The organism is Staphylococcus sp. EG-SA-18 (genome assembly GCF_017151825.1).
GTDB lineage: Bacteria > Bacillota > Bacilli > Staphylococcales > Staphylococcaceae > Staphylococcus > Staphylococcus aureus.
Genome location: NZ_JACYVY010000011.1, coordinates 36,038 through 48,717, shown reverse-complemented (window position 1 = coordinate 48,717; position 12,680 = coordinate 36,038). Strand labels below are relative to the sequence as shown.

The 12,680-nt window shown below is 33.0% G+C and carries 11 protein-coding genes; all 11 read left to right on the top strand.

Annotation, left to right across the window (positions count from 1 at the left end):
* Positions 1–43 precede the first annotated feature (43 nt).
* Positions 44–181 carry a hypothetical protein gene (locus IDG66_RS03705; RefSeq protein ID WP_031893178.1) on the top strand — a complete coding sequence of 46 codons (138 nt, stop codon included), beginning with the start codon at positions 44–46 and terminating at the stop codon, positions 179–181.
* 117 nt (positions 182–298) lie between these two features.
* Positions 299–1,354 (top strand): PTS sugar transporter subunit IIC, encoded by a 1,056-nt coding sequence (locus IDG66_RS03700; protein ID WP_000200682.1) that lies wholly within the window; start codon positions 299–301, stop codon positions 1,352–1,354.
* Positions 1,355–1,961: 607 nt separating this feature from the next.
* Entirely contained in the window at positions 1,962–2,663 is a 702-nt protein-coding gene (gene isaA, locus IDG66_RS03695; protein WP_000751267.1) for a lytic transglycosylase IsaA, read from the top strand.
* Positions 2,664–2,938: 275 nt separating this feature from the next.
* On the top strand, positions 2,939–3,427 hold the full coding sequence (locus IDG66_RS03690) for a GNAT family N-acetyltransferase (RefSeq protein ID WP_000996736.1): 489 nt from the start codon (positions 2,939–2,941) through the stop codon (positions 3,425–3,427).
* A 511-nt stretch (positions 3,428–3,938) separates the two neighbouring features.
* Positions 3,939–5,750 carry an acyltransferase family protein gene (locus IDG66_RS03685; protein ID WP_000379821.1) on the top strand — a complete coding sequence of 604 codons (1,812 nt, stop codon included), beginning with the start codon at positions 3,939–3,941 and terminating at the stop codon, positions 5,748–5,750.
* Between the two features lie 360 nt (positions 5,751–6,110).
* Positions 6,111–6,878, top strand: a complete 768-nt coding sequence (locus IDG66_RS03680; RefSeq protein ID WP_000725225.1) for a CHAP domain-containing protein — start codon at positions 6,111–6,113, stop codon at positions 6,876–6,878.
* A 174-nt stretch (positions 6,879–7,052) separates the two neighbouring features.
* Complete coding sequence (crtO, locus tag IDG66_RS03675; RefSeq protein ID WP_001795496.1) at positions 7,053–7,541, top strand: glycosyl-4,4'-diaponeurosporenoate acyltransferase; 489 nt, start codon at positions 7,053–7,055, stop codon at positions 7,539–7,541.
* The gene (locus tag IDG66_RS03670) at positions 7,534–9,027 is read left to right on the top strand and encodes a phytoene desaturase family protein (protein ID WP_206172178.1); all 1,494 of its coding nucleotides are present in this window, start codon (positions 7,534–7,536) and stop codon (positions 9,025–9,027) included. The genes crtO and IDG66_RS03670 overlap by 8 nt, the downstream gene beginning before the upstream one ends.
* A 5-nt stretch (positions 9,028–9,032) precedes the next feature.
* The gene (gene crtQ, locus IDG66_RS03665; RefSeq protein WP_000871731.1) at positions 9,033–10,160 is read left to right on the top strand and encodes a 4,4'-diaponeurosporenoate glycosyltransferase; all 1,128 of its coding nucleotides are present in this window, start codon (positions 9,033–9,035) and stop codon (positions 10,158–10,160) included.
* Positions 10,161–10,196: 36 nt separating this feature from the next.
* A complete protein-coding gene (crtM, locus tag IDG66_RS03660) occupies positions 10,197–11,060 on the top strand; it encodes a 4,4'-diapophytoene synthase CrtM (protein ID WP_000178307.1) in 864 nt (287 codons plus the stop codon).
* A gap of 11 nt (positions 11,061–11,071) precedes the next feature.
* The gene (locus IDG66_RS03655) at positions 11,072–12,580 is read left to right on the top strand and encodes a phytoene desaturase family protein (RefSeq protein WP_000686167.1); all 1,509 of its coding nucleotides are present in this window, start codon (positions 11,072–11,074) and stop codon (positions 12,578–12,580) included.
* The last annotated feature ends 100 nt before the right edge of the window (positions 12,581–12,680 follow it).

Genomic DNA, 12,680 nt, shown 5'->3' with positions numbered 1-12,680 from the left:
ACCTTTTTGGTAAGCATTTGAATGTCTTTCTTCTATTGTATTAATGGATTTTAAAAATGAAGATAAAATAAAAGTGTATTGTAACAATATGTTTGAAAAATTGCCAATTTCTTTATCTAAAAATTCAGAATTTTGCGATATACTATTTTTCATAGTCTTGAGTTATAGATGTTACTGCTAGCCTAAATATAACAACATCGGCATGCACATCTTAGAATTTAAGCTAGTGGCAGCTTATAACTTAAGGCTCTTTATTATTTGCATAAAGATGTATATACATAAATGGAAGGATGATATTATGACATCAATTAAAACAATTACACCCAAAGATTTTATATTTAGAGTTTTATCAGGTGTCGCCATAGGTATTGTTGCGGGTTTAGTTCCTAATGCGATACTTGGAGAAATTTTTAAATACTTTATGGATTATCATCCGATTTTTAAAACGTTATTAGGCGTTGTCGTTGCAATTCAATTTACAGTACCTGCTTTGATTGGTGCATTGGTTGCCATGAAATTTGACCTATCGCCATTAGCAATTGCTGTTGTGGCGAGTGCAGCATATGTAGGAAGCGGTGCAGCGCAGTTTAAAAATGGTGCTTGGATGATTACGGGTATTGGTGATTTAATTAATACAATGATTACAGCAGCGATTGCAGTGTTGTTCATTTTACTTATTCAACATCGCGTAGGTAGTATGGCATTGATTGTATTCCCAACAGTTGTTGGCGGTATTTCAGGTGCAATTGGTGTTTTAATATTGCCGTATACGAAAATGATTACAACAGCCATCGGTAATATGGTTAATGGTTTTACAGAATTACAACCGATTGTCATGAGTATTTTGATTTCAATGGTATTTAGTCTTATTATTATTTCGCCACTATCAACTGTGGCCATTGCCTTTGCGATAGGTATTTCAGGTTTAGCAGCTGGATCAGCTTCAATTGGTATCTCCGCGACTGAAGCAGTATTGATAATTGGTACAAGTAAAGTGAATCGTTTAGGGGTGCCGTTATCCGTCTTCTTTGGAGGCGTTAAAATGATGATACCTAATATGGTGAAATATCCAATTCTTATGTTACCAATATTAACGACAGCCATTGTATCAGGTTTGGTATCAGCATTAGTAGGTATTCATGGAACGAAAGAGTCAGCTGGATTTGGTTTTATAGGAATGGTAGGACCGATTAATGCATTTAAATTTATGGAGGTTGATTCTGCTTGGTTGAGTGTCTTACTAATTGTAGTAGCGTTCTTTGTTGTACCATTTGTAACAGCTTGGCTTGCAGATATCATTTATCGTAAAGTGTTTCGTTTATATACTAATGATATTTTTAAATTCATGGGATAATAACAGTATGTTTTTTGAAAATATGAGATCAAAAATTATTTAATGTTATTGTGAATTACGATAATAGAGTTTAGCAATATAATTAAGGTGCAGTTTATTTGTGCTTATAAAAGATAAGACAATTCACAAAAGATGTGTGTTTTAAAACTTTGGATATACAACAATAATAGCAATCAATACATGTGTAGAAACATATGTGTTGATTGCTTTTTAATTGCGTTTAATGTACGAAAATAAGAGAAGTTACATGTCAGATATATTACAGCTATGTAACAAAAATACAATCTGTAATATTACGAAAGCTGTAATAGTTGAGCTAAATATAGTAAAAATCTTATGCGTTAAAGACTATTTCAAGGGTTTATTGGATTCTAAAGGGCACATATTTCACATTACAGTATAAAACAGCCATATTTCAACATTACAAATAAAACTTGATATTGTAATGTTTTGTAAAGAAAGTGTAATTTACTGGCTGGTTTTTTGTGATATAGTGAGTACCGTTGAAAGAAATAAAAGACAATTTAAACTTGCACTACGACATTCAAATTCAAAATATAATTACTAAAAACATAAACTTACAATTATTACTGGAGGATTTTTTACTATGAAAAAGACAATTATGGCATCATCATTAGCAGTGGCATTAGGTGTAACAGGTTACGCAGCAGGTACAGGACATCAAGCACACGCTGCTGAAGTAAACGTTGATCAAGCACACTTAGTTGACTTAGCACACAATCACCAAGATCAATTAAATGCAGCTCCAATCAAAGATGGTGCATATGACATCCACTTTGTAAAAGATGGTTTCCAATATAACTTCACTTCAAATGGTACTACATGGTCATGGAGCTATGAAGCAGCTAATGGTCAAACTGCTGGTTTCTCAAACGTTGCAGGTGCAGACTACACTACTTCATACAACCAAGGTTCAAATGTACAATCAGTAAGCTACAATGCACAATCAAGTAACTCAAACGTTGAAGCTGTTTCAGCTCCAACTTACCATAACTACAGCACTTCAACTACTTCAAGTTCAGTGAGATTAAGCAATGGTAATACTGCAGGTGCTACTGGTTCATCAGCAGCTCAAATCATGGCTCAACGTACTGGTGTTTCAGCTTCTACATGGGCTGCAATCATCGCTCGTGAATCAAATGGTCAAGTAAATGCTTACAACCCATCAGGTGCTTCAGGTTTATTCCAAACTATGCCAGGTTGGGGTCCAACAAACACTGTTGACCAACAAATCAACGCAGCTGTTAAAGCATACAAAGCACAAGGTTTAGGTGCTTGGGGATTCTAATTCCTTCATAATAAATAAAAGTAATGTTTAGACATTAAATATATAGCTCTTCCCATAGAAATTGGGGAGAGTTTTTTTATTAATTAAAAATACATTTTTTAAAAAGTGGATATTGAAGTTAGGGAAATTTATTGGACTTTATTGTATTACTGCTAAAATACTTGTCTTTATTAAGTGCCAAGTGGAATGAAACTTCATTTGAGGCTGTACTGAGTACACTAGATACAAACTAAACGCACATTTTATAATTAAATTAAATGAAAAAGGAGATAAAAATGGCTATAAACATAATTGAATATAATAGGTCTTATAAGGAAGAGCTAATCGAGTTTATTTTATCGATTCAAAAAAATGAATTTAATATAAAAATTGATAGAGATGATCAACCTGATTTGGAGAACATCGAACATAACTATTTGAATAATGGAGGGCAATTTTGGCTTGCAATAAACAATCATCAAAATATTGTTGGTACTATAGGTTTGATTAGACTAGATAATAATATGTCTGCACTTAAAAAAATGTTTGTTGATAAAGGTTATAGGAATTTAAAAATAGGTAAAAAACTTTTAGATAAAGTTATAATGACATGTAAAGAACAAAATATCGATGGTATTTATTTAGGAACAATTGATAAATTTATTAGTGCACAGTATTTTTATTCTAATAATGGCTTCCGTGAAATTAAGCGAGGAGATTTACCAAGTAGTTTTCCTAAATTAGATGTAGATAATAGGTTTTATTACAGAAATTTAAAAGATTAATTCGATGCAATAATAATTGATATGACAATCTTAGTAATATTCATTTTAAAAGTGACACATAGCGTTTAAATATAAAGTCTGACGAGATATATCGTTTGGTTTACATTAGAGGATAGGCTGCATTTCGCTTTTTTTTCAATACATGTTAATTTATTCATTATATAAATTTTGAAAAAGTATATTCGAATAGCATATCTTAATGATTCTGTTACAGTAAGAGGCATAAAATATAAAACGAACCTTTTTTTGTAAAAATATAATGAAAATAACAGTTATTTTGCTAAAAATTCAAGAATCTATGATAATCTATGTTATGTAGTAAAATCGACAAATTTATATGTGGTTTGCAGTAATGAAATTAACTGTAATAATTGTTTTCTACTTAATAAAAAATTTAAAACTATCTTAATTAAGGGTTAAATCAATTAATGAAAATCAGTGCAATATTTTATTTTCAAAAATATTGTGATATGCTACAAAATAGAGAAAAATAAATGGGGCGTTTATTAACATGGATACAAAAGACTTTAAACGTTTAGAAAAAATGTATTCCCCGCGATACTTACCCGGATTAGATGGATTGAGGGCATTCGCAGTTATAGGAATCATTATTTATCACTTGAATGCACAATGGTTAAGTGGGGGCTTTTTAGGAGTAGATACATTCTTCGTTATTTCAGGTTATTTAATAACAAGTTTGTTGATAAGTGAGTATTATCGGACGCAAAAAATTGATTTGCTAGAGTTTTGGAAGCGACGATTGAAACGACTCATTCCGGCAGTGTTGTTTTTAATTTGTGTCGTGCTTACGTTCACACTGATATTTAAACCGGAATTGATTATACAAATGAAACGAGATGCTATTGCAGCTATATTCTATGTTTCAAACTGGTGGTACATCTCACAGAATGTAGATTATTTTAACCAATTTGCTATTGAACCACTCAAACATTTATGGTCTTTAGCCATTGAAGAACAATTTTACTTGCTTTTCCCATTGGTTATCACGTTCTTATTACATAGATTTAAACCGAGAAATATTATTCAAACGCTATTTATTGTATCGTTGATTTCTTTAGGACTTATGATAGTGATTCATTTCATCACTGGAGATAATTCACGTGTGTATTTTGGGACAGATACACGACTGCAAACTTTATTGCTTGGTTGTATATTAGCATTTATTTGGCCTCCGTTTGCTTTGAAAAAAGATATTTCTAAAAAGATTGTCGTATCATTAGATATTATAGGGATATCTGGTTTTGCGGTTCTAATGACTTTGTTCTTTATAGTTGGCGACCAAGATCAATGGATCTATAATGGAGGATTTTACATTATATCATTTGCAACTTTATTCATTATTGCAATTGCGGTACATCCTTCTAGTTTATTTGCTAAATTTTTAAGTATGAAACCTTTACTAATTATAGGTAAACGATCATATAGCTTATATTTATGGCATTATCCTATCATTGTTTTTGTGAACAGTTATTACGTACAAGGACAAATACCGGTATACGTTTATATTATAGAAATTTTGTTAACAGCGTTAATGGCTGAAATTTCGTATCGCTTTATTGAAACACCTATACGTAAAAAAGGATTTAAAGCTTTTGCATTTTTACCTAAAAAGAAGGGGCAATTTGCTAGAACAGTGTTAGTTATCCTATTATTGGTTCCGTCTATCGTTGTGCTCAGTGGACAGTTTGATGCACTTGGCAAACAACATGAAGCCGAGAAGAAAGAGAAGAAGACGGAATTTAAAACAACGAAGAAAAAAGTCGTTAAAAAAGATAAGCAAGAGGATAAGCAGACAGCGAATAGCAAAGAGGATATTAAAAAGTCATCACCACTATTAATTGGTGACTCGGTCATGGTGGATATTGGTAATGTCTTTACTAAGAAAATACCAAATGCACAAATTGATGGTAAAGTTGGACGGCAACTCGTTGATGCTACACCAATTGTGAAATCGCAATATAAAGACTATGCTAAAAAAGGTCAAAAAGTTGTAGTAGAGCTTGGTACAAATGGGGCATTTACGAAAGATCAATTAAATGAACTATTGGATAGTTTTGGAAAAGCAGACATTTATTTAGTTTCTATTAGAGTACCTAGAGATTATGAAGGTAGAATAAATAAATTAATTTATGAGGCAGCTGAAAAGCGCTCTAATGTACATCTAGTCGATTGGTATAAAGCTTCTGCAGGTCATCCGGAATACTTTGCATATGACGGTATTCACTTAGAATATGCAGGTAGTAAAGCGCTGACTGATTTGATTGTAAAAACGATGGAAACACATGCTACAAATAAGAAATAATTTGATGCACTAAACTTTTGAAATATTACATTACTTCTGATATTTATTATCAAAAATGATGTATTTCATTAAAAGTTTAGTGCTTTTTTATTTTCAAATCCCATGGTAACGGTGCAGAAAAAGTGTTGTAAACATTCTAATTGGTATATTACATTCAATGAAGCTTTATTAGGAACAGATTACATTATGATAACAAAGCCCGCAAGACACCTAATCTCTGTTATAGTTTGTTTTGTCGCAAAACTATAAAAGTTATAATTATTTGCATACTAAAAAAATAAAAAATATAAAATTTAAAATAATTGAGTCGCTAATGACTATATGTATAGAGTGTTTTGATTATTGGGAGGATATTTAATTATGAAAAAAATCGTTACAGCTACAATCGCTACAGCAGGACTTGCCACTATCGCATTTGCAGGACATGATGCACAAGCCGCAGAACAAAATAACAATGGATATAATTCTAATGACGCTCAATCATACAGCTATACGTATACAATTGATGCACAAGGTAATTATCATTACACTTGGACAGGAAATTGGAATCCAAGTCAATTAACGCAAAACAACACATACTACTACAACAACTACAATACTTATAGTTATAACAATGCATCTTACAATAACTACTATAATCATTCATATCAATACAATAACTATACAAACAATAGTCAAACAGCAACAAATAACTATTATACTGGTGGTTCAGGTGCAAGTTATAGCACAACAAGTAATAATGTTCATGTGACTACAACTGCAGCGCCATCTTCAAATGGTCGTTCAATTTCTAATGGTTATGCATCAGGAAGTAACTTATATACTTCAGGACAATGTACTTATTATGTATTTGATCGTGTTGGTGGGAAAATTGGTTCAACATGGGGTAACGCAAGTAATTGGGCTAACGCAGCTGCATCATCTGGCTATACAGTGAACAATACACCAAAAGTTGGTGCTATCATGCAAACAACACAAGGCTATTACGGTCATGTTGCTTACGTTGAAGGCGTTAACAGCAACGGTTCTGTTCGTGTTTCAGAAATGAACTATGGACATGGTGCTGGTGTGGTTACGTCTCGTACAATTTCAGCAAACCAAGCAGGTTCATATAATTTCATTCATTAATCAAATGTAAATCAAATGACGTCAATATTCTCTAACATGAGAGTATTGGCGTTTTTGTTTTATATAAATATAAATGAGAGCGGTTTATTCACTGATCTTTAGGGAACTAAGTAATAAAGTGATAATTTATACTATGTCAGTATGATTGAGAGTGATTCAATTTAGATGAAAACCATGAAAAAATATATTAAAACAGCATTTTTTTGTAGTATGTATTGGTTAATTGTTCAACTAAATATAGCAAATTTAGGTACAAGAATTCCTGATAAGTATTTTCGTCAGAAGTACATAATATTTAAATCATTTAACTTTGAGAAGCATGGAAAATTTTGGAACAAATGGTTTTACGTAAGAAAATGGAAACATAAGATTTTAGATGGTCATCAGCTTAATCAAAATATATATGATCAGCGTCATTTAATGACAATCAATACTGATGAAATTGAAAAAATGATTATAGAGACAAAGAGGGCAGAGTTGATTCATTGGATATCGATACTTCCAGTCATCATATTCAATAAAGGCCCTCGTTTAGTAAAGTATATAAATATTTTCTATGCAATGATAGCTAATGTTCCAATCATTATTGTGCAACGCTATAATCGACCGAGATTAACGCAGTTACTACGCATATTAAAACGAAGAGGTGAACGTCATGACTAAACATATCATCGTTATTGGTGGTGGCTTAGGTGGGATTTCTGCAGCAATTCGAATGGCACAAAGTGGCTATTCGGTCTCATTATATGAACAAAATAATCATATAGGAGGCAAAGTGAATCGTCATGAATCAGATGGCTTTGGCTTTGATTTAGGTCCATCTATTTTAACGATGCCTTATATTTTTGAAAAATTATTCGAATATAGCAAGAAGCAAATGTCAGACTACGTTACAATCAAGCGATTGCCACATCAATGGCGTAGCTTTTTTCCAGATGGAACGACTATCGATTTGTATGAAGGTATTAAAGAAACAGGTCAGCATAATGCGATATTGTCGAAACAGGATATAGAGGAACTGCAAAATTATTTGAATTATACAAGACGAATCGATCGTATTACTGAAAAAGGGTATTTTAACTATGGTTTAGATACACTATCTCAAATTATTAAATTTCATGGGCTATTAAATGCTCTTATTAATTATGATTATGTACATACTATGCAACAGGCCATAGACAAGCGTATCTCGAATCCATACTTGCGACAAATGTTAGGCTATTTTATCAAATATGTAGGTTCTTCATCATACGATGCGCCAGCTGTATTATCTATGTTATTCCATATGCAACAAGAGCAAGGCCTTTGGTATGTAGAAGGTGGAATCCATCATTTAGCCAATGCCTTGGAAAAGCTAGCGCGTGAAGAAGGTGTCACAATTCATACAGGTGCACGTGTGGACAATATTAAAACATATCAAAGACGTGTGACGGGTGTCAGATTAGATACAGGTGAGTTTGTAAAGGCAGATTATATTATTTCAAATATGGAAGTCATACCTACTTATAAATATTTAATTCACCTTGATACTCAACGATTAAACAAATTAGAGAGGGAATTTGAGCCGGCAAGCTCAGGATATGTGATGCATTTAGGTGTTGCTTGCCAATACCCGCAATTAGCACATCATAATTTCTTTTTTACGGAAAATGCTTATCTCAATTATCAACAAGTTTTTCATGAAAAGGTATTGCCAGATGATCCGACCATTTATCTAGTAAATACGAATAAAACTGATCACACACAAGCGCCAGTAGGTTATGAAAATATCAAAGTCTTACCACATATTCCATATATTCAAGATCAGCCTTTTACAACTGAAGATTATGCGAAGTTTAGGGATAAAATTTTGGATAAATTAGAAAAAATGGGACTTACTGATTTAAGAAAACACATTATTTATGAAGATGTTTGGACACCGGAGGATATTGAAAAAAATTATCGTTCTAATCGTGGTGCAATATATGGTGTTGTAGCAGATAAAAAGAAAAACAAAGGATTTAAATTTCCTAAAGAAAGTCAGTATTTTGAAAACTTGTACTTTGTAGGTGGATCAGTAAATCCTGGTGGTGGCATACCAATGGTTACATTAAGTGGGCAACAAGTCGCAGACAAAATAAACGCGCGAGAAGCGAAGAATAGGAAGTGATATCTATGAAATGGTTATCACGAATATTAACAGTAATAGTGACCATGTCTATGGCGTGTGGTGCATTGATATTTAATCGTAGACATCAGCTAAAGGCGAAAACGCTGAACTTCAATCATAAAGCATTAACAATTATTATTCCGGCTAGAAACGAAGAAAAAAGAATAGGTCATTTACTACATTCGATAATACAACAGCAAGTTCCAGTAGATGTCATTGTTATGAATGACGGATCGACAGATGAAACAGCACGTGTAGCACGTTCATATGGTGCGACTGTAGTAGATGTTGTTGATGATACTGACGGCAAATGGTATGGGAAATCACATGCTTGTTATCAAGGTGTGACGCATGCATGTACGAATCGTATTGCCTTTGTAGATGCTGATGTAACTTTCTTAAGGAAAGATGCTGTTGAAACGTTGATTAATCAGTATCAATTACAAGGTGAAAAAGGATTGTTAAGCGTACAGCCTTATCATATAACAAAGCGTTTCTACGAAGGGTTTTCAGCGATATTTAATTTAATGACAGTCGTTGGTATGAATGTATTTTCTACCTTAGACGACGGTCGGACTAACCAGCATGCATTTGGACCGGTGACATTAACAAATAAAGAAGATTATTATGCAACTGGAGGTCATAAAAGTGCAAACCGTCATATTATTGAAGGATTTGCTTTAGGAAGTGCATATACTTCACAATCATTGCCCGTAACAGTTTATGAAGGGTTTCCATTTGTTGCATTTCGCATGTATCAAGAAGGATTTCAGTCATTACAAGAAGGATGGACAAAGCATTTGTCAACTGGGGCAGGTGGCACAAAGCCTAAGATCATGACAGCAATTGTGTTGTGGTTGTTTGGTTCTATAGCGAGTATTTTAGGGCTATGTCTTAGTTTAAAATATCGCCAAATGTCTGTAAGAAAAATGGTAGCACTTTACTTGAGCTATACTACACAATTTATTTATCTGCATCGAAGGGTCGGCCAATTTTCTAATTTATTAATGGTATGTCATCCATTGTTATTTATGTTTTTTACTAAAATTTTCATCCAATCTTGGAAACAAACGCATCGGTATGGTGTAGTTGAATGGAAAGGTCGTCAATATTCTATATCTAAAGAACAATAAATCAAGGTAATGGCATTTCAATATAGGAGGACTAGTATGACAATGATGGATATGAATTTTAAATATTGTCATAAAATCATGAAGAAACATTCAAAAAGCTTTTCTTACGCTTTTGACTTGTTACCAGAAGATCAAAGAAAAGCGGTTTGGGCAATTTATGCTGTGTGTCGTAAAATTGATGACAGTATAGATGTTTATGGCGATATTCAATTTTTAAATCAAATAAAAGAAGATATACAATCTATTGAAAAATACCCATATGAACATCATCACTTTCAAAGTGATCGTAGAATAATGATGGCACTTCAGCATGTTGCACAACATAAAAATATCGCCTTTCAATCTTTCTATAATCTCATTGATACTGTATATAAAGATCAACATTTTACAATGTTTGAAACGGACGCTGAATTATTCGGATATTGTTATGGTGTTGCTGGTACAGTAGGTGAAGTATTGACGCCGATTTTAAGTGATCATGAAACACATCAGACATACGATGTCGCAAGAAGACTTGGTGAATCGTTGCAATTGATTAATATATTAAGAGATGTCGGTGAAGATTTTGACAATGAACGGATATATTTTAGTAAGCAACGATTAAAGCAATATGAAGTTGATATTGCTGAAGTGTACCAAAATGGTGTTAATAATCATTATATTGACTTATGGGAATATTATGCAGCTATCGCAGAAAAAGATTTTCAAGATGTTATGGATCAAATCAAAGTATTTAGTATTGAAGCACAACCAATCATAGAATTAGCAGCACGTATATATATTGAAATACTGGACGAAGTGAGACAGGCTAACTATACATTACATGAACGTGTTTTTGTGGATAAGCGGAAAAAGGCAAAGTTGTTTCATGAAATAAATAGTAAATATCATAGAATATAGGTGGTTGAATAATGAAGATTGCAGTAATTGGTGCAGGTGTCACAGGATTAGCAGCGGCAGCCCGTATTGCTTCTCAAGGTCATGAAGTGACGATATTTGAAAAAAATAATAATGTAGGCGGGCGTATGAATCAATTAAAGAAAGACGGCTTTACATTTGATATGGGTCCCACAATTGTCATGATGCCAGATGTTTATAAAGATGTTTTTACAGCGTGTGGTAAAAATTATGAAGATTATATTGAATTGAGACAATTACGTTATATTTACGATGTGTATTTTGACCACGATGATCGTATAACGGTGCCTACAGATTTAGCTGAATTACAGCAAATGCTAGAAAGTATAGAACCTGGTTCAACGCATGGTTTTATGTCCTTTTTAACGGATGTTTATAAAAAATATGAAATTGCACGTCGCTATTTCTTAGAAAGAACGTATCGCAAACCGAGTGACTTTTATAATATGACGTCACTTGTGCAAGGTGCTAAGTTAAAAACGTTAAATCATGCAGATCAGCTAATTGAACATTATATTGATAACGAAAAGATACAAAAGCTTTTAGCGTTTCAAACGTTATACATAGGAATTGATCCAAAACGAGGCCCGTCACTATATTCAATTATTCCTATGATTGAAATGATGTTTGGTGTGCATTTTATTAAAGGCGGTATGTATGGCATGGCTCAAGGGCTAGCGCAATTAAATAAAGACTTAGGCGTTAATATTGAACTAAATGCTGAAATTGAGCAAATTATTATTGATCCTAAATTCAAACGGGCCGATGCGATAAAAGTGAATGGTGACATAAGAAAATTTGATAAAATTTTATGTACGGCTGATTTCCCTAGTGTTGCGGAATCATTAATGCCAGATTTTGCACCTATTAAAAAGTATCCACCACATAAAATTGCAGACTTAGATTACTCTTGTTCAGCATTTTTAATGTATATCGGTATAGATATTGATGTGACAGATCAAGTGAGACTTCATAATGTTATTTTTTCAGATGACTTTAGAGGCAATATTGAAGAAATATTTGAGGGACGTTTATCATATGATCCTTCTATTTATGTGTATGTACCAGCGGTCGCTGATAAATCACTTGCGCCAGAAGGCAAAACTGGTATTTATGTGCTAATGCCGACGCCGGAACTTAAAACAGGTAGCGGAATCGATTGGTCAGATGAAGCTTTGACGCAACAAATAAAGGAAATTATTTATCGTAAATTAGCAACGATTGAAGTATTTGAAGATATAAAATCGCATATTGTTTCAGAAACAATCTTTACGCCAAATGATTTTGAGCAAACGTATCATGCGAAATTTGGTTCGGCATTCGGTTTAATGCCAACTTTAGCGCAAAGTAATTATTATCGTCCACAAAATGTATCGCGAGATTATAAAGATTTATATTTTGCAGGTGCAAGTACGCATCCAGGTGCAGGCGTTCCTATTGTCTTAACGAGTGCGAAAATAACTGTAGATGAAATGATTAAAGATATTGAGCAAGGCGTGTAAGGGAGTAGTCTAAGAGAAAGATGTGAGAAAAGTATAAGGGGAACGTAAAAGGCATAGTGAAATAAGTATGTGCTTAAGAAGTTTTATTTAACAATGAATG